Below are 24153 nucleotides of genomic sequence, written 5' to 3'. Positions count from 1 at the left end.
GGCCGCGTCAGCGGTAGATGGTGCCCGGCTCGGGCACGCCCGGGGCGAAGAGCTGGGAGACGGTGACGAAGGTGTAGCCCTCGGCCTTCAGCTTGTCGATGATGCCGGGCACCGCGGGGACCGTGCCGCGGTAGATGTCGTGGAGCAGGATGATCCCGTCCCGTCCGGCCTGCTCCAGGACCCGCTCCTCGATGAGGTCCGAGTCGTTGGTCTTGTAGTCCTTGGCCGTGACCGTCCACAGGATCTCGGAGAGCCCGAGCTCGCGCGAGACCTCGTTCACGTCGTCGTCGGTGCGGCCCTGCGGGGGGCGCATCAGCGTCGGCTTCTTGCCGGTGAGCTCCTCTATCGCGTCGTTGGTCCGCTTCAGCTCCTCGCGCACCTCCTCGGTCGAGAGGTCGGTGAGCCGACGGTGGGTCCAGGTGTGACTGGCCACCTCGTGCTTCTCGTCGGCTATTCGCCGGACCAGCTCGGGGTAGGTGTCGATGTGCTTGCGGCCCAGCAGGAAGAAGGTCGCGGGGACCTTCTCCTCCTTGAGGATGTCCAGCAGGCGCGGGGTGTACTTGCCGGGGCCGGCGTCGAAGGTGAGCGCTATGCACTTCTCCTTCCGGCAGTCGACCGGGCCGGAGACGTTCTTGCCGTCGTCCGCGGCGGCGGCCCGGACGTCCGCGGGGGACTCGGTTTCGAGGCGGCCCCAGTTGGTCAGCCAGCCGGTGGTGACCACGGCGGTGGTGACGATCACCACAGCCGCGATGACGGTGCGCGGACGCAACCTGAAGCGACGCTTGCCCGTCTTGTTGGCCGTGACGGGTTCCTGGGGCGCGGTCGCGCCGATCTGATCATCGGATTCATGCATGGGCGTCACTATACGCAGGGTGTATACACGGGATGCATAGCGGGGGTGCCGGGAGCCTTCCGGCCCGCCGGGCCCACCGGCTCCGGGCCCGTGGGGCCGCACCGCGGTGGTCGGCCCCGGACCGGCCCGACCCCGCGTCAACGGGATGTCAACGTCCGGGGCCGACCCGCCAAGGGCCCGTCAAGACCGGCCCGGTCGACCCCGTGCGCGGGGTTGTGTGGGGGCAGAACGGAACCCCGACAGCCGGACGCGCGCCATGCCGCCCGGCGCCCCGAAGGAGCCGAGCCGTGACCGTGGAGAACGTGGTGGGCCTGCTGGTCGCCCTGGGCCTGATCGGCTATCTGGTGATCGCGCTGATCTTCCCCGAACGGTTCTGAACCAGGGAGTCCGGGCCCGAGGGGCCCGGACGCCGGCGTGCGCCCCGGCCCGTGCCGGGCCGCCCCTGCACCCGCATCGCAGGTCCCCGCGTGCACCGGTCGAGCGGGGGCGCCCTCGTGCGGCGTGCGGCCCCGCGGCGAGCGCCCGCGGGGTGGGACGGCGGGGGTGCCGGGCCGGCGCGACGCCCCTTCCGCCCCTCGCGTCACACCCTCGTCCGCCCTCCCATCGGGCGATCTTTGTGCAGGTCAGGGCGGGCGGACCCGAAGGACGTATGGGAGCCGTCAAGACCGCGCCGGCCGCCGTAAGAGGAGCGTCAACGAAGGGCCGGTGTCCGCTCGGGAGCGGTTTCCTCAAACCCGTCCGATTGTCTGATTACGCCCGGTCGATCATGCCGGCCGTCCCGCACACCCAGGAGCTCACGATGGCCGACGTGGCCTTCGTCGTCACCACGATCGCGGTCTTCGCGCTGGTGGCGCTCGTCGCCAAGGGGGTGACGAAGCTGTGACCGTCGAGAACACCGTCGGCCTGGTCGTGGCCGTCGCCCTGCTGGGCTATCTCGTCCTCGCCCTCATCTACCCGGAGAGGTTCTGAGCCCGGTCATGAGCCCCGAACTCGCTGGAGTGCTCCAACTCCTGGCGCTGATGGCCGCGCTCGCGCTGGCCCACCGCCCGCTGGGCAACCACATGGCACGCGTCTACTCCTCCGACCGCCACCTGCGGGTCGAGAAGTGGGCCTACCGGGCCATCGGCGCCAACCCCGGCGTCCAGATGCACTGGCCGGCCTACCTGCGCGGCGTCCTCGCCTTCTCCTTCGCCGGCGTCCTCTTCCTGTACCTGCTGCAACGGGTCCAGGGCAGCCTGCCCGGCTCCCTCGGCTTCGCCTCGATCGACCCCGACCAGGCGTTCAACACCGCGGCCTCCTTCGTCTCCAACACCAACTGGCAGTCCTACTACGGCGAACAGGCCATGGGACACGTCGTCCAGACCGGCGGCCTCGCGGTGCAGAACTTCGTCTCCGCCGCCGTGGGCATGGCCGTCGCGGTCGCCCTGGTCCGCGGCTTCGCCCGCTCCCGCACCGGTGAACTCGGCAACTTCTGGGCCGACCTGGTGCGCGGAGTGGTCCGCATCCTGCTCCCGCTCGCGGTGGTCGGCGCCCTGGTGCTGGTGGCCTGCGGCGCCCTCCAGAACTTCGCCGGCATCCACGAGGTCGGCCAGTTCGCCGGGGACGTCCAACAGTGGAACGGCGGTGCCGTCGCCTCCCAGGAGGTCATCAAGGAACTCGGCACCAATGGCGGCGGCTACTTCAACGCCAACTCCGCCCACCCGTTCGAGAACCCCAACGCCTTCACCAACCTCTTCGAGGTCTTCCTGATCCTGCTGATCCCGTTCTCCCTCACCCGCACCTTCGGCACCATGGTCGGCTCGGTGCGCCAGGGGTACGCGATCCTCGGCACCATGGTCGCCATCTGGGTCACCTTCATCGTCCTGATGTGGTGGACCGAGTTCGCCCACCGCTCGCCCGCCTACGAGATCGCCGGCGGTGCCATGGAGGGCAAGGAGACCCGGTTCGGCATCGCCGGTTCGGCGATCTTCGCGGTCTCCACCACGCTCACCTCGACCGGCGCGGTGGACTCCTTCCACTCCTCCTACACCGGGCTGGGCGGCGGGATCACCCTGCTCGGCATGATGCTGGGCGAGATCGCGCCCGGCGGCGTCGGCTCCGGGCTCTACGGCATGCTGATCATGGCGATCATCGCGGTGTTCCTCGCCGGACTGATGGTCGGCCGCACCCCCGAGTACCTGGGCAAGAAGATCGGCACCCGCGAGATCAAGCTCGCCGCCTGCTACATCCTCGTCACCCCGACGCTCGTCCTCGTCTTCACCAGCGCGGCCATGGCCCTGCCCACCCCGCCGGACTCGATCCTCAACCCCGGCGCGCACGGCTTCACCGAAGTGCTCTACGCCTATACCTCGGGCGCCAACAACAACGGGTCGGCCTTCGCCGGCCTCGGCGCCGACACCCAGTGGTACAACACCACGATCGGCCTCGCGATGCTGCTCGGACGGTTCGTCCCCATGGTGTTCGTGCTGGCCCTCGCCGGCTCGCTCGCCGCGCAGCAACCCGTGCCCGTCACCTCCGGCACCCTGCGCACCGACAAGCCGCTGTTCACCGGGCTCCTCGCCGGAACCATCCTCATCATCACCGGTCTGACCTACTTCCCCGCCCTGGCCCTCGGCCCGCTCGCGGAAGGGTTGGCGTGATGACCCCGCGCACCGACAACACCGCAGGTGACCCCATGACCGTTTCCGCGCCGCCCGGCGCCTCGCCGACCCGGGCGCCCCACCAGGACGTCCCGACCGGACGCAAGGACCGGGTGGGCGCCGGCCTCTTCGACCCGGCGCAACTGCTGCGGTCGCTGCCCGACGCCGTCCGCAAGCTCGACCCGCGACTGATGGTCAAGTCGCCCGTCATGTTCGTGGTCCTGGTCGGTTCGGTGCTCACCACCGCCTTCTCCCTCACCGACCCCGGCGACTGGTTCGGCTGGACCATCTCCGCCTGGCTCTGGCTCACCGTCCTCTTCGCCAACCTCGCCGAAGCCGTCGCCGAGGGGCGCGGCAAGGCCCAGGCCGACACCCTGCGCAAGGCCAAGACCGACACGGTCGCCCGGCGCCTGGCCGCGGACGGCCGCACCGAGGAACAGGTGCCCGGCACCGAACTGCGCGTCGGGGACCGGGTGGTGTGCGAGGCGGGCGACATCATCCCCGGGGACGGCGACGTCGTCGACGGCGTCGCCTCCGTCGACGAGTCCGCCATCACCGGCGAGTCCGCACCCGTCATCCGGGAGTCCGGCGGCGACCGCTCCGCGGTCACCGGCGGCACCAAGGTGCTCTCCGACCGGATCGTCGTGGCCATCACCACCAAGCCCGGCGAGACCTTCATCGACCGGATGATCGGCCTGGTCGAGGGCGCCGCCCGGCAGAAGACCCCGAACGAGGTCGCGCTCAACATCCTGCTCGCCTCGCTCACCATCGTCTTCCTGCTCGCGGTGGTCACCCTGCCGCCGTTCGCCGAGTACGCCGGGACCGAACTGTCCATGGTGGTGCTGGTGGCGCTGCTGGTCTGCCTCATCCCCACCACCATCGGGGCGCTGCTCTCCGCCATCGGCATCGCGGGCATGGACCGGCTGGTGCAGCGCAACGTCCTCGCCATGTCCGGCCGCGCCGTCGAGGCCGCCGGCGACGTCTCCACCCTGCTGCTCGACAAGACGGGCACCATCACCCTCGGCAACCGTCAGGCCGCCGCGTTCGTCCCGGTCGACGGGACCACCGAGGCCGAGGTGGCCGACGCCGCGCAGTTGTCCTCCCTCGCCGACGAGACCCCCGAGGGCCGCTCGATCGTCGTGCTCGCCAAGGAGCGGTACGGGCTGCGCGAGCGCCACCGCGGGGAGTTGGCGGACGCCGACTGGATCGCCTTCACCGCCCAGACCCGGATGTCCGGCGTCGACGTCGACGGCCGCAAGGTCCGCAAGGGCGCCTCCGGCGCGGTCCTCGCCTGGGTCCGCGACCAGGGCGGCACCATCGCCCCGGACGCGTCCGCCCTCGCCGAGGGGATCTCCGCCTCCGGCGGCACCCCGCTGCTGGTCGCCGTCGAGGACGGGGCCGGAGCGAGGGTGCTCGGGGTGATCCACCTCAAGGACGTGGTCAAGGACGGCATGCGGGAACGGTTCGCCGAACTGCGCCGCATGGGCATCAAGACCGTCATGATCACCGGGGACAACCCGCTGACCGCGAAGGCCATCGCCGAGGAGGCGGGCGTCGACGACTTCCTCGCCGAGGCCACCCCCGAGGACAAGATGGCCCTCATCAAACGGGAGCAGGCGGGCGGCAAGCTGGTCGCGATGACCGGCGACGGCACCAACGACGCCCCGGCGCTCGCCCAGGCCGACGTCGGCGTCGCCATGAACACCGGCACCTCCGCCGCCAAGGAGGCCGGGAACATGGTCGACCTCGACTCCAACCCGACCAAGCTGATCGAGATCGTCGAGATCGGCAAGCAACTGCTGATCACCCGCGGCGCGCTCACCACCTTCTCCATCGCCAACGACGTGGCCAAGTACTTCGCGATCATCCCCGCGCTGTTCGCGGCGGTGTACCCGGGCCTGGACACGCTGAACGTCATGCGGCTCTCCTCGCCCGACTCGGCGATCCTGTCCGCGGTCGTCTTCAACGCGCTCGTCATCATCGCCCTGGTCCCGCTCGCCCTGCGCGGCGTGCGCTACCGGGCGGTGAGCGCCGACCGGCTGCTCCGCCGCAACCTCGGGATCTACGGACTCGGCGGGCTGATCGCGCCCTTCCTCGGCATCAAGGCCATCGACCTGCTCATCTCCCTCATCCCCGGGATCGGCTGACCGCCATGAACAACTCCGTCCTCACCACCGCCCGACTCCTGGGCGCCGGGCTGCGCGCCCTGCTGGTGCTCACCCTGGTCACCGGCGTCCTGTACCCGCTCCTCGTCACCGGGATCGCCCAGACGGCCTTCCGGGACAAGGCCAACGGGTCCGAGATCACCTCCGACGGGAAGGTCGTCGGCTCCTCCCTCATCGGCCAGTCGTACCTGCTGCCCGCGAAGGAGGGGGAGCAGGACCGCGCCCCCGACCTGCGCTGGTTCCAGGGCCGGCCGCAGAACGGCCTCGGCACCAACTCCGTCAACACCCAGTACGAGCTGCTGCTCTCCGGCGCCACCAACCTGGCCGGGGACAACCCGGAGCTGATCGAGCAGGTCAAGCAGGCCAAGGCCGCCGTGGTCGAGGACAACTCGGTGCCCGGCCACCCGGTCGACCCGAAGGACGTGCCCGCCGACGCGGTGACCTCCTCCGGCTCCGGCCTCGACCCGGCGATCTCCCCCGCCTACGCGGACCTCCAGGTCCGTCGGGTCGCCGCCCGCAACGGCCTGCCCGTCGAGCGGGTGCAGCACCTGGTGGACGAGCACGAGGAGGGCCGGCTCCTCGGCTTCCTGGGGGAACCCACCGTCAACGTGCTCGAACTGAACATCGCCCTGAAGGAACTCACCCAGCGCTGAACCGGGGTGCGGGAGCCGGCGCACCGGCTCCCGCACCCGTCGCGCACCGACCGCAGGAGGCTGCACACCGATGACCCGGGTCCTGGTGGTGGAGGACGATCCGCAACTCGTACGGGCGTTGGTCATCACCCTCAGAGCCCGGGGCTACGACACCGCATCGGCCTCGGACGGCGCCACCGCCCTCGACAGCGCCGCCGCGCACCCGCCGGACGTGGTCCTCCTCGACCTGGGGCTGCCCGACATGAGCGGCGTCGCCGTGCTGCGGGCCCTGCGCGAACGCGGCCCGGTGCCGGTGGTGGTGGTGTCGGCGCGCCGGTCGCCCGACGACAAGGTCGCCGCCCTCGACGCGGGGGCCGACGACTACGTGACCAAGCCGTTCAGCATGGACGAACTCCTCGCCCGGATGCGGGCCGCCGCCCGCCGCGGCGGCAGCGTCGTCGGCGGAGTCAACCCGCCGGCGATCGCCACCGACGACTTCACCGTCGACCTGGTCACCAAGCGGGTGGTGCGCGGCGGGCACGACGTGCGGCTCACCCCCACCGAGTGGCACATCCTGGAGATCCTGGTCACCAACCCGGGCCGGCTGGTGGGGGGCAGGGAACTGCTCCACGAGGTGTGGGGGCCGTCCCACAGCGACAAGTCCCACTACCTGCGGGTGTACCTGGCCCAGTTGCGCCGCAAGTTGGAACCCGATCCACCGCACCCGCGCTACTTCATCACCGAACCGGGTAGGGGGTATCGATTCGAGAAATGAGGACCACCGGAACATGGGACGCGGCAGGCTAAGGATTTATCTCGGTGCGGCGCCGGGTGTGGGGAAGACGTATGCGATGTTGTCGGAGGGGCATCGGCGGGTGGAGCGGGGGACGGATTGTGTGGTGGGGTTCGTGGAGCATCATGGTCGGCCGCGGACGGAGGTGATGTTGCACGGTTTGGAGCAGGTGCCTCGGGTGGGGGTGGGGTATCGGGGTGGGGTGTTTGAGGAGATGGATGTGGTGGGGGTGTTGGCGCGGCGGCCGGTGGTGGTGTTGGTGGATGAGTTGGCGCATTCGAATGTGCCGGGGTCGCGGAATGCGAAGCGGTGGCAGGACGTGGAGGAGTTGTTGTCGGCGGGGATTGATGTGGTGTCGACGGTGAACATTCAGCATTTGGAGTCGTTGGGTGATGTGGTGGAGTCGATTACGGGGGTGCGGCAGCGGGAGACGGTGCCGGATGAGGTGGTGCGGCGGGCGGATCAGATCGAGTTGGTGGACATGTCGCCGCAGGCGTTGCGGCGTCGGATGGCGCACGGGAACATTTATCAGTCGGACAAGGTCGATGCGGCGTTGTCGAATTATTTCCGTCCGGGGAATTTGACGGCGTTGCGCGAGTTGGCGTTGTTGTGGGTGGCGGACCGGGTCGACGAGTACCTCCAGCAGTACCGCAGCGAACACCGGGTGAAGAAGATCTGGGGCTCCCGGGAGCGGATCGTGGTGGGGGTGACGGGGGGTCCGGAGGGGGAGACGTTGATACGGCGTGCGGCGCGGTTGGCGGAGAAGGGGGCGGGGGGTGAGGTGTTGGCGGTGTACGTGTCGCGGAGTGACGGGTTGACGGCGGCGTCGCCGAAGGAGTTGGCGGTGCAGCGGGGGTTGGTGGAGGGGTTGGGGGGGACGTTTCATCATGTGGTGGGTGATGATGTGCCGTCTGCGTTGTTGGAGTTTTCTCGTGGGGTGAATGCGACGCAGGTGGTGTTGGGGTCTTCGCGGCGTCGGGCGTGGCAGTACGTGTTCGGGCCGGGTGTGGGTGCGACGGTGGCGCGGGATTCGGGTCCTGATCTGGACGTGCACATCGTGACGCACGAGGAGGTGGCGCGGGGGCGTGGGTTGCCGGTGGCGCGGGGTGCGCGGCTGGGTCGGCAGCGGATCGTGTGGGGATGGCTCACCGGCATCGTCGGTCCCGTGCTGCTGACCCTGCTGTTGGACCTGGCGGCCCCCGAAGTCGGCCTGGCCAACGACATGTTGTTGTTCCTGACGCTCACGGTGGCCGCGGCGCTGCTGGGCGGACTCTGGCCAGCGCTGGCCTCCGCGGCCTTCGGTTCGCTGCTGTTGAACTGGTTCTTCACCCCGCCGCTGCACGCCTTCTCCGTCGCCAACGCGGAGAACCTGCTGGCCATCGTGGTGTTCGTGGGGGTGGCGGTGGCGGTGGCGTCGGTGGTGGACGTGGCGGCGCGGCGTACGCATCAGGCGGCGCGGTTGCGGGCGGAGTCGGAGGTGTTGTCGTTCTTGGCGGGGAGCGTGTTGCGGGGGGAGACGTCGCTGGACGCGTTGTTGGACCGGGTGCGGGAGACGTTCGGGATGGAGTCGGTGGCCTTGCTGGAGCGGGAGGGTGACGTGGCGCCCTGGACGTGCGTGGGGAGCGTGGGTCCCGCCCCGGCGGAACGTCCGGAGGACGCGGACGTGGACGTGCCGGTGGACGACCACCTGGCGTTGGCGCTGTCCGGGCGGGTGCTGCCGGCCGAGGACCGCCGCGTCCTGGAAGCCTTCGCGGCCCAGGCGGTGGTGGTGCTGGACCGCCGACGCCTGCGCGAGGAGGCCGACCGGGCCCGCCGCCTCGCCGAGGGCAACCGCATCCGCACCGCCCTCCTCGCCGCCGTCAGCCACGACCTCCGCACCCCCCTCGCCGGCATCAAAGCCGCCGTCTCCTCGCTGCGCTCCGACGACGTCGCCTGGTCCGAGGACGACCAGACCGAACTGCTCGCCGCGATCGAGGAGGGGGCCGACCGCCTCGACCACCTGGTGGGGAACCTGCTCGACATGTCCCGGCTCCAGACCGGCACCGTCCAACCCCTGATCCGGGCGATCGACCTGGAGGAGGTCGTGCCGATGGCCCTGGGCGGACTGGCCGACCCCGCGGTGAGCGTGTTGCTCCACATCCCGCCGCGGCTGCCGATGGTCCAGGTCGACAAGGGCCTGTTGGAACGGGCGGTCGCCAACGTCGTCGAGAACGCGGTCAAGTACAGCCCGCACCTCACCCCGGTCCTCGTCTCGGCCAGCGCCATGGCCGGCCGGGTGGAGATCCGGGTGGTGGACCGCGGACCGGGCGTCCCCGAGGAGGCCAAGGAGCGCATCTTCGAGCCCTTCCAGCGCCACGGGGACGCCCCGCGCGGCGCCGGGGTCGGCCTCGGGCTCGCCGTCGCCCGGGGGTTCACCGAGTCCATGGGCGGCACCCTCACCGCGGAGGACACCCCCGGCGGTGGCCTCACCATGGTCCTGTCGCTGCGCTGCGCCCCCGGTCCGGACGTCGCCGGCTGACCCGGTCCCCCCGTCCCGCTCGGGTGGAGGCACGTACGGCGCCCACGGCGCGTGTCGCACGGCACGGCGGTTCGGTGCGCGCCCCGTGCGGGGGTGGTCGGGTCCCGGTGTGGGTAATATGCCCAGTTCGGGCCGGAGGTGGTAGGTGTGATGTCTTCTTCGTCGACCGGGGTGCTGGCACGTGTCCCCGAACTGGTGCGGGGCGCCCCGCGCGGGCACGGCGGTGCGCTGTGGCGACTCGCGGCCCGGGCCCGTCAACTCGACGCCAACGTCATCCGGTTGCGGCCGGGCGCCACGGTGGCCGCACACGTGGAGCCCGACCTGGACGTGTTGGTGTACGTCACCGGGGGCGGCGGCTGGCTGGTGGTGGACGGGGCGCGCCAGGAGGCGCTGCCCGGTGCGGTGGTCTGGCTGCCCCGCGGCACGGCCCGGGAGATCGGTGCGGACGGGGACGGGCTCACGTACCTCACGGTGCACCGCCGACGTCCCGGGCTGACGATCCGTCGGGGACCCGTGACCACGGGTGCCGGTGCGCAGGAGGTGCGGGAGCCGTGCGGGGAGTGCGGCCAGCCGACGCGCGAGCCGGGCGCCCGCTTCTGCGCCCGGTGCGGTACCGCCTTGCGGTGAGCCCGTCGAGGTGGGTCTCGGGACCGTGCGCGTCCGGGGCGACTCGGTCAAGACCACGGACGGGATCGCTCAACGCGACCTAAAAAGCTGATCAGTACAGAGCAAAAGCCGGCAGGAACCGTGGCGTGTCCTCGGACGGTCCGCCACCATCGATCTCGGGCGTCACAAGCCGGTCCGCGTCCGGCGAAGGGCGACCGCGCCCTCTGTGCGGGGGTGCGGTCGCCGGCCCGGGGGTGAGACCCGGGCGACGGTGGCGGACGCGGACCGGTGCCCCGGACGGCCCCGAAGGGCCGTCCGGGTCGGTACGGCGCGGATCAGTACAGCGCGAAGGCGCGCACCGGGGTGGCGAGGTCCCCGAGCGGGCGGATGGCGAGCCGGACCAGCGAGACGGGGTGGTCGTCCCCGGCGATCCGGTTGGCGCTCAGTTCCCCGCAGGACCGGCACTGGTGGATGATCAGCCACTCGCCGTCCTCCCGCACCGTCACGCTGAGCGCCGGCATCCGTCCCCGGCACCGGGCGGCCCGGTCGCCGGGTACCCGGCCGTCCACGTGCAGGCTCAACAGGCAGTGCGGACAGTGGTTGCGGTGCGCGGTGCCGGGGGCGTGCAGGGACACGTCCAACCGGCAGCCCGCGCAGCGGAACGACTCCCCACGCTCACCGCCCGGGCCGTGCAACACGTCCTTGGGCCGCTGGGGCCGTGGGGTGCCGCGGCGCCCTCCTTCTCCGGGGCGGGCGTCAGCGGTGCGTCTGGTGCGTCGGGGCACGGTCCGTTCTCCTTCCGGTCGCTCGGTCGCGTTCGTCACCACTGGGCGAAGACGTCGAGGGGGAAGGGGGGTTGGGCCAGCGGACGGACGGCCATCCGCATGAGGATGAGCTGGTTGTCGTCGGGGCTGACGGGGCTGGAGGTCAGCTCGTCGCAGCGGGTGCAGCGGTGGACGACCCGCCAGTCGCCGGTGCGCAGCACCGCGATGGAGAGGGGGCTCATCCGCGAGCGGCAGTCGGACCGGCCGCCGGCCACGTGGTCGACGAGGTGCTGGGAGTGCAGGCAACTCGGGCAGTGGTTGCGGACGGCGCCCGCGGGGTCGAGCGTGCCGACGGTGAGCCCGCAGCGGACGCAGGTGAAGGTCCGGGTGCGCAGCACGGGACCGGGCTGCGGGGACGGTCGGTCGGACGGGCCGTGGCCCTGGTGAAGGGTGGACACCCTGGGTCTCCTGGCTGGAAGGAAGGCGATGGGCAGCAGGAGGCACCGAGCGGCGTCGGGAAACGGGGACCCGCGGCTCCGCGCTCACGCCCGGGAACACCACCGGCGGCGCGGGGGCGCGACGGCGGGCCCGGTCCGGACGGGGCGGGCGGGGTGGTGGCATGCGGCAGGGAGGACCCGCGCACGGAAGTCGTCGGGCACCGGGGCCGATCGGGTCGGCGGCGGCGCACGGCGGTGGCGGCGGGGTCAGCAGCCGGTTGCGCTCACGTCTCCACGAGGCGCGCTCGGCAGGGGCCGGGGCATACATCACCGCTTTCCGGGGCCGGGGGCCCGGGGGAGGAGGGCCGCGGCCCGGGGCCGCGGGGCGCCCTGGTACGGGCGTTCGAGGACGGTAACAACGTCCCCGCGGACCGGCCAACCGATTTTCCGCGGTGTGCCGCGGCGCGGCCCGCCGCACCGCCGCGGGCCGCGCCGGGCGGGCTCACCGGGCGTCGGTGGTGCGCAGGGTGAGGATGCGGACCTGACGGGCCCCGGTGTGCGCGTCCCGGCCGTGCCAGCAGCGGTAGTTGTCCAGGACGAGGACGTCACCGGCGTCGAGCCGGATGCGGGGCAGGTCCGCTTCGAGCGCGTGCACGGTCTCCGTGAACCGGGTGAGCAGGGCGCTGATCCGGTCGGCGTCGGGGTCGCGGTGCAGCGGGACCGCGCCGTCCCCGCGGCGCACCACCCGCCGTCCGGTGCGGGTGTACTCCACGTGGCGGGCGACCCGGGGGGTGGCGGGCAGTCCGCGCAGCCCGGCCCAGGCCCCGTAAAGGTCGACGTCGCAGCCGGTGAGGAAGTCCCACAGGTCCGGGTCCTCGCTCTCGCAGGCGTCGACGAAGCGGTAGGCGTCGACGAGGAAGGTCTCGCCGCCGGTGCGCGCGGGTTCGACGCACTGGAGGAGGACGTGGTCCTCGTCGGGGTGGCGGCGCCTAACGGGGACGCCGGCGACGTCGACGACGACGTCGAAGCCGTCCGCGTGCAGATGCACGGGGCCGCCGTCCCGCGAGGCCCGCAGCCGTTGGGGGAAGAGTTCGCTCAGTCGGCTGCCGAGGGTGCGGGCGGCCGCCTCCACCAGGGCGTCCGGGGTGGTGCCGTAGCCGCTGAGGACCACCGCGCCCTGCCGGGCGAGGAGTTCCCGGGCCCGCTCGGTGTCGTCGGCGGCGAGCCGGGCCGGGGTGATGCCCGCGGTGGGGTGGCGGCCCGGTGCGGCCGGGGCGGGGCCGCGGGTCGAGGGGGTCGTGGTCGAGGTGGTGTGGTGCGCACTCATCCGGCGAGGTTGCCATGCGGAGCGTCGTCCCGGGAGAAGCGACGCGCGCTCGGCACGAGGGCGGCCAGCGCGGGTGCGACGAAGCAGGCCAGCGCGCAGCCGGCGAGCACGGGGCGGGCCCCGAAGGCGTCGATGGCCGGTGCGATGAGCGCCAGTCCGACCGGGGCCAGCCCGTAGGACAGCATGAAGTCGAGGGAGGAGACGCGGGCCAGCTTGTCGGGGGCCATCTCGCGCTGGGTGGCGGTGAACCAGGGGACGTTGAAGAGTTCGATGCCGATGCCGGCGGCGGCGTAGGCGGCGATCACGACCACGGGGTGCACCGGCAGCAGCAGGCTCAGCGGGGCCAGGCCGTAGGCGGCCAGTCCGGCGAGGGCGGTCCAGCCCTCGGCGGCGGGGTGCCACCGGGCGATGAGCAGCGCGGCGGCCAGCGCGCCGGCCGTGTAGGCGGTGGTGGCGGCGGCGAGGACCACCTCGGTGTCGTACCGGTCGCGGCTGACCAGGGGGAGGGCGACGCCGGTGGCGGAGTAGCCGGTGGCGATCACGGTGGTCAGGGCGGCGAGGCCGGCGACGAACCAGGGGTGGCGCCGGGCTTCCCGCACGCCCTCGGCGAACTCCGCGAGCAGTGACGTCCGGTGGACGGCGGGGGCCGGGCCGGGCCGGCCGGCGCCCGGTGCCAGTGCGGCGACGAGCCAGAGCAGTCCGGTGCCCAGCAGCAGGGTGCCGGTGTCGAGGACCAGGGCGAGCAGGGCGGTCAGGGCGGGGCCGGTGAGGGTGCTGGTGCGGATCGACAGGGTCATGGCGGCGTTGGCCTGCTTGCGGCGGTCGGGTTCGACGACCTCCGCCGTCAGCGCCTGGAACGCCGGTCGGCAGGCCCCCTGGCCGGCCCCGGTGACGGCGGCGGCGACCACCATCAGCGGGAGCGAGTGCCCGGCGCCGAAGGCGAGCAACGGTGCGGCGCCGGCGGCGAGGAGCCCCGACCACAGCACGACGCCCCGGCGGGAGTGGCGGTCGGCCAGTACCCCGCCCACGGGGACGGCGAGCAGGAACCCGGCGGTGCGGGCGGCGAGCACCAGGCCCAGACCGGTGGGGGTCAGGACGCGGTCGAGCACGGCGAGGCCGAGGACGAAGGGCAGGGCCCAGGTGGCGAGGCCCGATGCGGTGGTGCCCGACCACAGCCGCAGGAAGGCCGGGTCGCGGAGTAGGGAACGGCCGGACGGCGGACCGGCCTCGCGGGCGGGGGTCGCGGGGGGTGAGGTCTGCACGGCAGGGGCCTCCTTCGTCTCGGGCTTCCCCCTCGGACCCCGGCCCGGCGAGGGGCGAGGAGGGCCCCGGGGGTAGCATGATGAAAATGATTATCGTTAGAGTACTGGCTGATCCGCCCCGCGCACACCCATCGCCCTTCCACCAGGAGGAGTTCCGTGGACACCACAGCGACCGGTTCCGCCCTGCTCGCCCAACTACCGCCGCCCCTGCCCGCCGCCCGGGTCATCGCGCTCAACCAACCGAAGGCCGATCTGCACACCACCCGCCACCACGCCTGGAACGGCTGGTCCTTCGAGGCGCCGCCCGGGGTCTTCCTCCCCGGCTGGACCAGCCGCCTGATCCACGAGCGGGTGCTGGACGGCCGGATCGAGGTCCGCGGGCGGGTCTACGCGGCCATGGGCGTCGGCTTGGGGGTCGAGGCCGTCGCCGCCGGAGTGCGCGGCGCCCGCGAGGTCTACGCACTGGACGTCCACCCCGGCAGCGTCGCCGCCACCGCCGACCACTACCGCAGGATCGTGGGTCAGGACGCCGCACCTCCCCTCCACCCCCTCGTCAGCGACGTGTTCGACGCCCTCCCCGACGGCGTCCGCCTGGACGTCGTCACCTTCAACCCGCCCGCGGTCCGAGAACTGGTCAGCACCGATCCCGACGTCATCCGCAACGTCTGCGTGGGGGCGCCCCTGTTGGAGCGGTTCTTCGCCCAACTCGACGAACGGGACCTCCTGGCCGAGCGGGGGGAGGCGTTCGTCGTCGTCTCCAACACCGCCGACCTGCCGGCCATCGTCCGACACGCGTGGGACCGGCGGCTCGTGCCGGAGATCGCCCACCACCACGACTGGGGCGACGGCGTCGTGACCCTCCTGTTCCGACTGACCCGAGGAGGTCGGGCATGACCGCTCCGCACCCCGCCGCCGTCGACGGGCTGATGGCCTCCGTGCTCGACGGCGCCCACGGCGTCGATCCCGCCGGGTCCGTGGCCACCAGCGTGTTCTGGCTCCACCACGGCACCCGGCTCGCCGGTGGGGACACCACCTACCTCAACCAGTACGTCCTGGTCAGACTGCGCGGGGCGTTCGGCGCCTGTGCCTTCGAGCCCGGCGAGATCGACGCGGCCGTCTGCAAGGACGCCTCGGGCGCCCCCCTGGACGTGCTCCTGCGGGAGGCTCCGCGCCCGCTGCGGATCGCCGCGCTGGACGCGGTGCTCGCGGACGCCCGGCCGTACGAGGGGGACCCCGGCGCCGAACCGGTGACCCTGCCCGCCGGCACCCCGGAGGTCCGGGCCCGGGCGCGGGACGCGGCCGTGGCCGGCCTGCTGGACGTCCCGCGGGGCGCCAGGGTCGGACTGATCGGCGTGGTCAACCCGTTGGTGGCGGCGATCCGGGAGCGCGGGGGCGTTCCCCTGCCGTGCGACTTCAACCTGCGGACCACCCAGTGGGGCGACGCGGTGACCGACGACATGGAGGAGGTCCTCGACGTCGCGGAGGCCGTGGTCGCCACCGGCATGACCCTCGGCAACGGCACCTTCGACACCCTGCTGGCCCGGTGCCGGGCCCGTGGCATCCCGCTCACCGTCTACGCCCAGTCGGGCAGCGCGGTGGCACGGGCCTTCCTGGGGGCCGGGGTGAGCGCCCTGTCCGCAGAACCGTTTCCCTTCTCCCAGTTCAGCGCCGGACCGACCACGCTCTACCGCTACCGAGCGGACCGCACCTCATGACCCGACGGTCCGTCCCCCGGGCCCGTCCCCCCGGCCGTGCCGCCGTCGGCCGGGGCCGCGCCTCCTGCCACCACGGGGAGATCCTCCAGGGCGTGTTCCTCGACGAACGGGGGCGCGCCTGCGCCGGCCTGGTCACCCTGCCGATGACGGGACCGGGCACCCGCGCCGAGTTCACCCCCGACCCGCACGGGACGCCCGGCCCCCTCACGGTGACGCCGGCCGACCGCACCAAGGCCCTACGGGCGGCGACCCTCGCCCTGGCGGAATGCCACCGGGCCGGGCCCCACGCCCCGCCCCCCGGCGGCGTGTTGCGGCTCGGGGGAACGGTCCCGCTGGGCCTCGGGATGGGATCGTCCAGCAGCGACGTGGTCGCCGCGGTGCGCGCGGTCGCCGACGCGTACGGACGCCGGCTCGCGCCGGAGGCCGTCGCCCGCCTCGCGGTGGCGGCCGAGAAGGCGACCGATCCGCTGATGCTCGACGACCGCCCGAGGCTGTTCGCCCAACGGGAGGGCCGGGTCCTCGAAACCTTCGGCGAGGCGCTGCCGCCCGCCGTGGTGGTGGGCTGCGCACTCGACGAAGGGCGCCCGGTGGACACCCTGTCGCTGCCCTCCCGGCCTTCCGGCCCGGACGACCTCGCCGGCTACGAGCGGCTGCGCCGGCTGCTGCGCCGGGCGGTGGGCGACGCGGACGTCGAACTCCTCGGGCACATCGCGACCGAGAGTGCCCGCCTGTCCCAACGGGTCCTCCCACGGGTGGAGTTCGACCGGCTGGTACGGATCGCGGAGCGGACCGGGGCCACCGGCGTGCAGATCGCGCACAGCGGCAGCGTGGCGGGTCTCCTCTTCGACCCGACCGCCCCCGGGCTCGACGCCCGACTGCGTGACTGCGCGCGCGCCCTGCACCACGACGGCATCCCCGTCACCCGAACCTTCACGACGTTCCCCACGGGCGAGGAGTTCCCGCATGGACCGACACCCGGCAGAGGCGATGGCCCGACCGGACCTGATACGGCTGGACGACGGCTTCGTCTGCCTGCGCTTTGAATCGATGAAGGTCGTCTCCGCCCTGGCGGCGGTACGGCATCTGCTGGACACCGGGGTGGTGCGCCCCGGGGACACCCTGCTGGACAGCTCCAGCGGCATCTACGCCCATGCGCTGGCCCTGGCCTGCCACCGCTACGGCATGCGCTGCCACATCATCGGGTCGAGCACCGTGGACCACGCCCTGCGCACCCAACTCGCCGTCCTCGGCGCCCACCTGGAGCAGATGGAGCCGAGCGACGACCTGAAGCTCGACCAGAACCGCCGGGTGGCCCGGGTCCGCGCACTGCTGGCCGAGCACCCCGAGTACCACTGGATGCGGCAGTACCACGACGAGGTCCACTACCTCGGCTACCGCACCGTCGCGGACCGGATCCGTCGGGAGCTCGGCACCGAGCGGCTGACCCTGGTCGGCGGGATCGGCTCGGGCGCCTCCACCGGCGGGCTCGCCCGCGCACTGCGGGAACGCGCCCCGGACCTGCGCCTCGTGGGCGTCCAACCCTTCGGCAGCGTCACCTTCGGCAGTGCCCACGTCCGCGATCCGGAGATCATCATCGCCGGGATCGGCAGCTCCATCCCCTTCGCCAACGTCGACCACGGCCTCTACGACACCATCCACTGGCTCGCCTTCGAGGCGGCGCTCGCGGGCAGCGTCGACCTGCTGCGCTCCCGCGCCGTCTTCGCCGGACTCTCCACGGGAGCGGCCTACCTCGCCGCCCGTTGGGAGCGGGACCGCGCACCGGACCGGACGGTGGTCTTCGTCGCCGCCGACACCGGTCACCGGTACGTCGACTCGGTGTTCGCCCGGCACGAGGAGGCGGTCCCGGTGGCGGACCTCGCCCCGCGCGAGGTCGCAGGGCCCCGGGAACTCGTCCTCCCCTGGTCCCGGATGCGGTGGAACCGAAGACCGGTGGGACCCGGTGGCTCCGGGTTCGACGGCCGGGTGGGCGAGGGGGCCTCCCGCGCCGGGGCCGCTCCGTGATATAAGAATGGAAATCATTGTCAATAACGTTCGGTGGGGGTGCCCCGGCCGCCGCTCCGGCGGGCCGGGCCCCTCCCCGGGCGCGACCCCGGAGAACCGCGGGGCCGGTGCGCACCGGACGGCCCCCGCTCCCCGGCCCGCGGGCCGTGCGCGCCCGCCCCACCACTCCGCCGCACCGTCAGGAACCCCTCGCATGCACCCTCGTGCCGCCTCGTCGACGGCGCCCGCCAGCACCCGGCGGGCCCGGCCATGACCTCCACCTCCACCGCCGCCACCCGCCCCGGAACCGGCCCCCCGAAGCCCGCACCGCCCGCCCGGGAGGCACCCCTCCACCGACGCGGAGCGGTCCTGGCCGTGTGTGCGGTGCTCACGGCCCTGCTCCTGGTCTCGATGCTGTTGGCCATCGGCCTCGGGCCGGCCGCCGTCGCCCCCGGCGACACCGCCCGCTTCCTGTGGGCGGCGCTCACCGGCGGCACCCTGCCCGCCGGGGACCTCACGGCCTACCACATCGTCTGGGAGATCCGCACCCCACGGGTCCTGCTCGCCGCGCTGGTGGGGGCCGGACTCAGCGCGATCGGCGTCGCCGTCCAGGCGATGGTGCGCAACGCCCTGGCCGACCCGTTCGTCCTCGGCATCTCCTCGGGGGCCTCGGTGGGAGCCGTCGCCGTCACGGTCACCGGCTCGCTGGCGGTGCTCGGCGTCCACGCGATGTCCGTGGGCGCCTTCGCGGGCGCCCTGATCGCGTCCGCGCTGGTGTACCTGGTCTCCACGCGCTCCGGTTCGCTCTCCCCGCTCCGACTGGTGCTCATCGGCGTCACCGTGTCCTTCGGCTGCCAGGCCGTGATGAGCGTGATCGTCTACCTGGCGCCCAACAGCGAGGCCACCAGCACCATCCTGTACTGGAGCATGGGCAGCTTCGGCGCGGCGAACTGGGAATCGCTCCCGGTGGTCGCGGGCGCCGTGCTGCTCGGCACCGCCCTGCTGCACCGGTGGAGCCGGACGATGGACGTCATGGCGCTCGGCGACGAGACCGCGGCCAGCCTGGGCGTGGGCCCCGACCACCACAGACGGCTGCTCCTCGTGCTCGCGTCCCTGGTCACCGGGGTGATGGTGGCCGCCAGCGGCGCCATCAGCTTCGTCGGACTCGTCATGCCCCACCTGGTGCGCCTGGTGGTGGGAGCGGGCCACGCCCGGGTGCTCGCCGTCGCCCCGTTGGCCGGGGCCGTCTTCATGGTCTGGACCGACCTCGTCGCCCGCACCGCGGTGGCCCCGCGCGAACTCCCGCTCGGGGCCATCACCGCCCTGGTCGGCGTCCCCGTCTTCATCGCGCTGATGCAGCGCAGGAGCTACGTCTTCGGAGGCCGCTGAGATGGAACTGACCCTGGAGGACCTCACGGTCGCCGTGGACGGCTCCCGACTGGTCGACGCCCTGTCCCTGCACGTCGGCACGGGCCAGGTGGTCGGTCTCGTCGGCCCCAACGGCAGCGGCAAGTCCACCGCGCTGCGCTGCGTGTACCGGGCGCTGAAGCCGACCAGCGGCGTGGTGCGCATCGACGGGACCGACCTGGCCACCCTGAGCCTGCGCCGCAGCGCCCGGGCCCTGGCCGCCCTCACCCAGGACGGCACCGTCGACCTTGACTTCACCGTGGCGGAGGTGGTCGCCCTGGGCCGCGCGCCGCACCTCCCGGGCAACCGGGCTCCGGACGCCCGCGAACGGGCCCTGGTCCAGGCGGCCATGGACCGGCTGGACGTCGCCCACCTCGCCCACCGCGGGGTGCTGAGCCTGTCCGGGGGCGAACGCCAACGCGTGCTGATGGCCCGCGCCCTGGTCCAGGAACCCGCGGTCCTGGTCCTGGACGAACCCACCAACCACCTCGACGTCCGGCACCAGATCGCGCTGCTGTCCCGGCTGCGCACCGCGGGGATCACCGTGCTGGTCGTCCTCCACGACCTCAACCTCGCCGCGGCGGCCTGCGACCGGCTCGGGGTGCTCGCCCACGGCCGGCTGGTCGCCTCGGGCACCCCCGAGGAGGTCCTCACCGCCGACCTCGTCCACGAGGTGTTCGGCGTACGGGCCAGCGTCGTCCGCCACCCGCTGACCGGTGGCCCCCAACTCCTGTACTCGCTCACCCCCGACCCATGAACAGAGAGAACGCACCCATGCCCACGGCCTCCGCCCCTTCCGCCCCCCGCCGGTTCCTCGCCCTCGGGGCCGCGCTGACGGCCGTCGCCCTGCTGAGCGCCTGCGGCGCCGAGGTCGACACCGACGACGCGGCGAGCGCCGAAGTCACCGTCAAGCGCTGCGGCGAGCCGGTGTCGTACACCGTCCCCCGACGCGCCGTCGCCTACGAGGGAGGCAGTGCGGACAAGCTCTTCAGCCTCGGCCTGACCGACCACGTCCTCGGCTACGTCCTGCCGCCGGCGAACCCGCCCGTGAGCCAGTCGCCCTGGGCGTCGGAGTACGCCAAGGTCACGATGCTCAGCGACGACCTGCTCAACAAGGAGCTGATCGTCTCCCACCGGGCCGACCTGGTGGTCGCCGGCTGGAACTCCGGCTTCAGCGACCAGCGGGGCATCACCCCCGACATCCTCGACAAGCTCGGCGTCCAGAGCTTCATGCACACCGAGAGCTGCTACAACTACCCCCGTTTCCCGCAGCGGACCGCCCCCTTCGAGGCGCTCTACACCGACCTCGAACGGCTCGGCGCGATCTTCCGGGTGGAGGAACGGGCCGAGAAGGTCGTCGACGGGCTCAAGGAGCGGGTCGCCGCGGTGGCCCGCCGGGTGCCGGCGGGGGAGCGTCCGCGGGTCTTCCTCTACGACTCGGGCACCGACCAGCCGTTCACCGCCGGCAACCAGGTGCCGCCCAACGACATCATCGAGACCGCCGGCGGCCGGAACGTCTTCGACCGGCTGGACGCCCGCTGGACCCAGGTCAGTTGGGAGTCGGTCGCCGAGGCGGCACCCGAGGTCGTCATCATCCTCGACTACGGCGACCAGCCGGCCCAGAAGAAGATCGACTTCCTGAAGGAGTCGCCCCGCACCAGCAAGCTGCCCGCGGTGAAGAACGACCGGTTCTTCGTCCTGAACTACAACGAGGGCATCAGCGGCCCGCGGAACGTGGACGGCCTGGAGAAGTTCGCCGACTACCTCCGCACCCTGAAGCGCTGACGCCGCCGGTCCCGTGCCCACCGGCACGGGACCGGCCCGCCGGGGCTCAGCCCGCCCAGACGTCCTCCACGTAACGCTCCTCGGCCATCAGCGCGGACAGCCACGCCTCGGCCCCCTCGGCCGTGGAACCGGCGTGCCGGCGGTGCAGGGTGCGCAGGGCTTCCCGCACCGCCGGGGCCATGGCACGGCCGTCGCCGCAGACCCGGACGTGCGCCCCGGCCGCCAGCAGCCCCCACACTTCGGCGCCTTCGGCGAGCAGGCGGTCCTGGACGAACCGTGCGCCCCCGCGCGGGGCGCGGGAGAAGACGGGGCGCAGCCCGACCGCGCCGGCGGCCTCGGCCGCCTCCAACTCCGCCCGGTGCAGGTAGTCGACGTCCGGGTGGTCGCAGCCGAAGTAGCACAGCATCGCGGCCCGGGCGGTCCCGGCCGTGGCGACCCGGTCGGCGACGGCGGCCCGGAAGGGGGCCAGCCCGGTGCCCGCGGAGACCAGCACCACCGGCACCGCGGGGTCCGTCGGGAGGCGGAACGCCTCCCGGCACGGGGCGAGCCGGGCGTACACGGTGTCCCCGGCTTCCCGTGCGGCCAGGAACGCCGCGCCGGTACCGAGGAAGGTGCCGGTGCCGTCGCGGTGCGGTACCGGGTGCGCGGCCACCATGAGGTCGACCGTGCGGGGGGCCGCGGCGGGGGAGGAGGACACCGAGTAGTAGCGCGGGTTCATCGGCGTCAGGACGTCGAGGAGTTCGGCGAGCGGGGGCCGGCAGGAGGCGTGCCGGGCCAACAGGTCCACCACCGAGTCGCCGCCGGGTGCGGTGGCGAGGGCTTCCAGGGCGGCCCGTTCCGGGGGACAGGGGGTGTGGCCGGCCAGTGCGCCGATCTGGCGTGCGGTGGCGGTCCGGCCGAGTTCCACGAAGTGGGTGAGCAGGGTGCGCACCGTCATCGGACGGTCCACCGGCAGCGCGGGCCGGCCCCCGCTAGTGGCGCGCAGCACCACCACCCGGCCCGGGTCGAGGTCGAGGAGCGTGACGGCGCGGTCGACGAGGGCGGTGGGGTTGGCCGGTCGGACGAGCAGGTGGTCGCCGGTGCGGTACTCGGTGCCGCCGGGCGGGCCCAGCCGGAGGAACCGCTTGGAGCGGCCCAGTTCGTGCGCGGTGTCGACGAGTTCGGCGTTCTCGGTGACGACGAACGGGAGCAGGCCGTCGGTGGCCGGCGGTTCGACCGCGGCCGGGTCGCCGTCCGCCACGGTGTACCGGGCGCCGGGGGCCGCGCCCCCGGGCGCCTCCTCGACCGGCACCCCGTACCGCTCCAGGAGCACCGTCCAGGCCCGGGCGCTCCACGCGTCGATCGACGCCCGGACGTCGCCGGAGACGTCGACGGCGACCCGTTCCAGCAGTGGGGAGCCACCGGCGGCGAGGCCGTCGTGGATCAGGGTGGGGATGCGCTGGTAGGTGGCGGACCAGTTGCGGTCGCCGATGCCGAGCACCGCGTACCGCAGTCCGGCCGGGGCGCCGCCCTCCTCCAGCCAGGCGAGGAACCGGCCGGCGTCGTCGGTGGGGCGGCCGTTGTAGGACGAGGCGACGACCAGGACCGGGTGGGCCGGGTCCAGGGAGTCCACCGCGTCGTCCAGCGGGGCGAGGACGGTGGCGAAGCCGTGGCGGGCGCCCGCGTCGGCGAGTTCGGCGGCGATCGCGCGCGAGGTGCCGAGGTTGGACCCGTACAGCACGGTGAGGGTGGTGCCGGGGGCGCGCAGCCCGCTCGGGACGGGGTCCCGGTGCGCCGGGGCTCCGGTCGCGGCCCGTTCGGGCGTCGGCGCGAGGGCGGCGCGTTCGGCGCTGGTGCGCCGTACCGGGACGAGGGTGAAGCCGTCCGGCTTGATGGTCAGGGTCTCCTTGATCTTCAGCCGGTAGTCGCTCCGGTCCAGCAGGCGGTAGCGGTGCACGAGCAGCCCCAGCACCAGGGTCGCCTCGTGCAGGGCGAACTGGCGTCCGATGCAGGAGCGTTCGCCGTTGCCGAAGGGCTTGTAGAGGTGTCCGGGGCGGGCGTCCAGGGCCTCGGGGTCGAACCGGGTCGGATCGAAGAGTTCGGGGTTGTCGCCCCAGCCGGGATCGCGGTGCAGCATGGGTGTCACCACGGTGACGACCTGGCCCTTGCGGACCGGGTACCGGCCGCCGATGACGGTGTCCGCCAAGGCCTCCACGGCGAAGGCGGGGGCGGTCGGCCACAGGCGCAGGCTCTCGTTGAGCACCTGGCGCACGTACCGCAGTCGTCCCACGTCCGCGTAGGACGGGTCCGGGTCGGCGGCGTCGCCCCAGAGGGCGTCCGTCTCGGCCTGGGCGGCGGCGAGCACGGCCGGGTTCTTGAGCAGGTAGTAGAGCGCGAAGGAGAGGGCGCCGCTGGTGGTTTCGTGGCCGGCGATCAGGAAGGTGATCAGCTGGTACCGGATGTTGGTGTCGTCCAGCGACTCGCCGGTGTCCTTGTCGACGGAGTGCAGCATCAGCGACAGCAGGTCGTCGGGGCCGTCCCCGGTGGCGCCCTCGGCCCGGCGGCGGCGCACGATGTCGTCCGCGAGTCGGTTCATGGTCAGGACGTTGGCCTGCTGGCGCTTCTCGGCCGCCGCGTACAGCAGGTCGAGTCCGGGGATGAACGCGGTCTTCTTCTGCGCGTGGTCCAGCGCCCGGACCATCGCGGTGATGAACGGGTGCGGCTCGGTGCGCTCGAAGCAGCCGAAGTCGTGGGTGAAGCCGCAGAGCCCGATGGTGTCGAGGGTGAGCCGGGTCATGTCCTCGGCGACGTCGACGGGGCGTCCCGCGTGCGCGTCCCACTTGGCGAGCAGCCGTCGGGCCACCCGCACCATGGCGGGGTGGTAGGACCGTAGCGCGTCGAAGGCGAAGGCGGGCAGCAGGATGTTGTGCGCCTTGCGCCAGTTGGGCTCGTCGCCGTAGGCGGTGAAGAGGCCGTCGCCGCCGAACTCCCGCACCGGCTCCAGCGGGGCGGGGGTCTTGCGGAACCGGCTCTCGTCGCAGACCTCGGCGACCAGGTCACCGCCCGAGACCATCAGGGTGTCCTCCCCGAACGCCCGGACGTTGAAGATCGGGCCGAGTTCCCGTGCCTCGCGCATCGACCACCGGGTGAAGGCGTCGGTCGGGATGCGCAGGGCGTGCCCGAAGACGGGGATCCGGGGCCGCTCGGGAACGGGGGCGGTGCCCGTGGTGCGGTGGAGTGCTGTCGGGTTCATCGGCCGGTGTCCCCTCG

Annotated in this window: 22 protein-coding genes; 16 read left to right on the top strand and 6 right to left on the bottom strand. The window is 73.0% G+C overall.

What is annotated here, in order from left to right; genetic code table 11:
* Positions 1-7: 7 nt before the first annotated feature.
* Positions 8-853, bottom strand: coding sequence for a polysaccharide deacetylase family protein (locus tag ABT092_RS03800; RefSeq protein WP_351239407.1), 846 nt, complete (start codon positions 851-853; stop codon positions 8-10).
* A 287-nt stretch (positions 854-1140) separates the two neighbouring features.
* Here ABT092_RS03800 and kdpF (ABT092_RS03795) point away from each other — a divergent pair, with 287 nt between their 5' ends.
* The 9 genes from kdpF (ABT092_RS03795) to ABT092_RS03755 all read left to right on the top strand — a co-directional run bounded on the left by kdpF (ABT092_RS03795) (position 1141) and on the right by ABT092_RS03755 (position 10227).
* Positions 1141-1230 (top strand): K(+)-transporting ATPase subunit F, encoded by a 90-nt coding sequence (gene kdpF, locus ABT092_RS03795; protein ID WP_351239405.1) that lies wholly within the window; start codon positions 1141-1143, stop codon positions 1228-1230.
* A gap of 365 nt (positions 1231-1595) precedes the next feature.
* On the top strand, positions 1596-1736 hold the full coding sequence (locus ABT092_RS03790; RefSeq protein ID WP_351239403.1) for a hypothetical protein: 141 nt from the start codon (positions 1596-1598) through the stop codon (positions 1734-1736).
* Positions 1733-1822: a K(+)-transporting ATPase subunit F gene (gene kdpF / locus ABT092_RS03785; protein WP_351239401.1), complete on the top strand. Its 90-nt coding sequence runs from the start codon at positions 1733-1735 to the stop codon at positions 1820-1822. Before ABT092_RS03790 ends, kdpF (ABT092_RS03785) begins: the two co-directional genes overlap by 4 nt.
* 8 nt (positions 1823-1830) lie before the next feature.
* Positions 1831-3492: a potassium-transporting ATPase subunit KdpA gene (gene kdpA, locus ABT092_RS03780; protein WP_351239399.1), complete on the top strand. Its 1662-nt coding sequence runs from the start codon at positions 1831-1833 to the stop codon at positions 3490-3492.
* 35 nt (positions 3493-3527) lie between these two features.
* Positions 3528-5639: a potassium-transporting ATPase subunit KdpB gene (kdpB, locus tag ABT092_RS03775; protein WP_351239397.1), complete on the top strand. Its 2112-nt coding sequence runs from the start codon at positions 3528-3530 to the stop codon at positions 5637-5639.
* Between the two features lie 5 nt (positions 5640-5644).
* Entirely contained in the window at positions 5645-6310 is a 666-nt protein-coding gene (locus ABT092_RS03770) for a potassium-transporting ATPase subunit C (RefSeq protein ID WP_351239395.1), read from the top strand.
* A 70-nt stretch (positions 6311-6380) separates the two neighbouring features.
* Positions 6381-7064 (top strand): response regulator, encoded by a 684-nt coding sequence (locus ABT092_RS03765; RefSeq protein WP_351239393.1) that lies wholly within the window; start codon positions 6381-6383, stop codon positions 7062-7064.
* 13 nt (positions 7065-7077) lie between these two features.
* On the top strand, positions 7078-9600 hold the full coding sequence (locus ABT092_RS03760) for an ATP-binding protein (protein ID WP_351239391.1): 2523 nt from the start codon (positions 7078-7080) through the stop codon (positions 9598-9600).
* A gap of 150 nt (positions 9601-9750) precedes the next feature.
* Positions 9751-10227 (top strand): AraC family ligand binding domain-containing protein, encoded by a 477-nt coding sequence (locus ABT092_RS03755; protein WP_351239389.1) that lies wholly within the window; start codon positions 9751-9753, stop codon positions 10225-10227.
* Positions 10228-10541: 314 nt separating this feature from the next.
* On the opposite strand, the gene ABT092_RS03750 is transcribed toward ABT092_RS03755, so the two are convergent.
* The 4 genes from ABT092_RS03750 to ABT092_RS03735 form a co-directional block, all read right to left on the bottom strand.
* Positions 10542-10991 carry an RNHCP domain-containing protein gene (locus ABT092_RS03750; protein WP_502968381.1) on the bottom strand — a complete coding sequence of 150 codons (450 nt, stop codon included), beginning with the start codon at positions 10989-10991 and terminating at the stop codon, positions 10542-10544.
* A 35-nt stretch (positions 10992-11026) separates the two neighbouring features.
* A complete protein-coding gene (locus ABT092_RS03745) occupies positions 11027-11368 on the bottom strand; it encodes an RNHCP domain-containing protein (protein WP_351239641.1) in 342 nt (113 codons plus the stop codon).
* Between the two features lie 541 nt (positions 11369-11909).
* A complete protein-coding gene (locus ABT092_RS03740; RefSeq protein ID WP_351239387.1) occupies positions 11910-12734 on the bottom strand; it encodes a TauD/TfdA family dioxygenase in 825 nt (274 codons plus the stop codon).
* On the bottom strand, positions 12731-13996 hold the full coding sequence (locus ABT092_RS03735) for an MFS transporter (protein WP_351239385.1): 1266 nt from the start codon (positions 13994-13996) through the stop codon (positions 12731-12733). Before ABT092_RS03735 ends, ABT092_RS03740 begins: the two co-directional genes overlap by 4 nt.
* 156 nt (positions 13997-14152) lie before the next feature.
* Between ABT092_RS03735 and ABT092_RS03730 the strand changes: the two genes are divergently transcribed.
* The 7 genes from ABT092_RS03730 to ABT092_RS03700 all read left to right on the top strand — a co-directional run bounded on the left by ABT092_RS03730 (position 14153) and on the right by ABT092_RS03700 (position 20904).
* Positions 14153-14890 carry a class I SAM-dependent methyltransferase gene (locus ABT092_RS03730; RefSeq protein WP_351239383.1) on the top strand — a complete coding sequence of 246 codons (738 nt, stop codon included), beginning with the start codon at positions 14153-14155 and terminating at the stop codon, positions 14888-14890.
* Positions 14887-15711, top strand: a complete 825-nt coding sequence (locus tag ABT092_RS03725) for a Rossmann-like domain-containing protein (protein ID WP_351239381.1) — start codon at positions 14887-14889, stop codon at positions 15709-15711. The genes ABT092_RS03730 and ABT092_RS03725 overlap by 4 nt, the downstream gene beginning before the upstream one ends.
* The gene (locus ABT092_RS03720) at positions 15708-16754 is read left to right on the top strand and encodes a GHMP family kinase ATP-binding protein (protein WP_351239379.1); all 1047 of its coding nucleotides are present in this window, start codon (positions 15708-15710) and stop codon (positions 16752-16754) included. Before ABT092_RS03725 ends, ABT092_RS03720 begins: the two co-directional genes overlap by 4 nt.
* Positions 16675-17733, top strand: coding sequence for a pyridoxal-phosphate dependent enzyme (locus ABT092_RS03715; protein WP_351239377.1), 1059 nt, complete (start codon positions 16675-16677; stop codon positions 17731-17733). Before ABT092_RS03720 ends, ABT092_RS03715 begins: the two co-directional genes overlap by 80 nt.
* A 249-nt stretch (positions 17734-17982) precedes the next feature.
* A complete protein-coding gene (locus tag ABT092_RS03710; protein WP_351239375.1) occupies positions 17983-19101 on the top strand; it encodes a FecCD family ABC transporter permease in 1119 nt (372 codons plus the stop codon).
* A gap of 1 nt (position 19102) precedes the next feature.
* Positions 19103-19876 carry an ABC transporter ATP-binding protein gene (locus ABT092_RS03705; RefSeq protein ID WP_351239373.1) on the top strand — a complete coding sequence of 258 codons (774 nt, stop codon included), beginning with the start codon at positions 19103-19105 and terminating at the stop codon, positions 19874-19876.
* Positions 19873-20904 (top strand): ABC transporter substrate-binding protein, encoded by a 1032-nt coding sequence (locus ABT092_RS03700; protein ID WP_502968380.1) that lies wholly within the window; start codon positions 19873-19875, stop codon positions 20902-20904. The genes ABT092_RS03705 and ABT092_RS03700 overlap by 4 nt, the downstream gene beginning before the upstream one ends.
* Before the next feature lie 46 nt (positions 20905-20950).
* Here ABT092_RS03700 and ABT092_RS03695 read toward each other — a convergent pair whose 3' ends face one another.
* Positions 20951-24136, bottom strand: a complete 3186-nt coding sequence (locus ABT092_RS03695; protein ID WP_351239371.1) for a cytochrome P450 — start codon at positions 24134-24136, stop codon at positions 20951-20953.
* Positions 24137-24153: the final 17 nt, after the last annotated feature.

Origin of the sequence: Streptomyces sp. NPDC002490 (genome assembly GCF_040296045.1) — a bacterium.
Taxonomy (GTDB): Bacteria; Actinomycetota; Actinomycetes; order Streptomycetales; family Streptomycetaceae; genus Streptomyces.
Note: the sequence above shows the minus strand (reverse complement) of the source record. Positions and strands in the feature narration are given on the sequence as shown.

Bases quoted from the DNA above. Each gene is read 5' to 3' on its own strand.
- ABT092_RS03800 (WP_351239407.1), bottom strand. From the start codon at position 853: ATGCATGAATCCGATGATCAGATCGGCGCGACCGCGCCCCAGGAACCC.
- kdpA (WP_351239399.1), top strand. From the start codon at position 1,831: ATGAGCCCCGAACTCGCTGGAGTGCTCCAACTCCTGGCGCTGATGGCC.
- kdpB (WP_351239397.1), top strand. From the start codon at position 3,528: ATGACCGTTTCCGCGCCGCCCGGCGCCTCGCCGACCCGGGCGCCCCAC.
- ABT092_RS03770 (WP_351239395.1), top strand. From the start codon at position 5,645: ATGAACAACTCCGTCCTCACCACCGCCCGACTCCTGGGCGCCGGGCTG.
- ABT092_RS03765 (WP_351239393.1), top strand. From the start codon at position 6,381: ATGACCCGGGTCCTGGTGGTGGAGGACGATCCGCAACTCGTACGGGCG.
- ABT092_RS03760 (WP_351239391.1), top strand. From the start codon at position 7,078: ATGGGACGCGGCAGGCTAAGGATTTATCTCGGTGCGGCGCCGGGTGTG.
- ABT092_RS03755 (WP_351239389.1), top strand. From the start codon at position 9,751: ATGTCTTCTTCGTCGACCGGGGTGCTGGCACGTGTCCCCGAACTGGTG.
- ABT092_RS03740 (WP_351239387.1), bottom strand. From the start codon at position 12,734: ATGAGTGCGCACCACACCACCTCGACCACGACCCCCTCGACCCGCGGC.
- ABT092_RS03725 (WP_351239381.1), top strand. From the start codon at position 14,887: ATGACCGCTCCGCACCCCGCCGCCGTCGACGGGCTGATGGCCTCCGTG.
- ABT092_RS03720 (WP_351239379.1), top strand. From the start codon at position 15,708: ATGACCCGACGGTCCGTCCCCCGGGCCCGTCCCCCCGGCCGTGCCGCC.
- ABT092_RS03715 (WP_351239377.1), top strand. From the start codon at position 16,675: ATGGACCGACACCCGGCAGAGGCGATGGCCCGACCGGACCTGATACGG.
- ABT092_RS03710 (WP_351239375.1), top strand. From the start codon at position 17,983: ATGACCTCCACCTCCACCGCCGCCACCCGCCCCGGAACCGGCCCCCCG.
- ABT092_RS03705 (WP_351239373.1), top strand. From the start codon at position 19,103: ATGGAACTGACCCTGGAGGACCTCACGGTCGCCGTGGACGGCTCCCGA.
- ABT092_RS03700 (WP_502968380.1), top strand. From the start codon at position 19,873: ATGAACAGAGAGAACGCACCCATGCCCACGGCCTCCGCCCCTTCCGCC.
- ABT092_RS03695 (WP_351239371.1), bottom strand. From the start codon at position 24,136: ATGAACCCGACAGCACTCCACCGCACCACGGGCACCGCCCCCGTTCCC.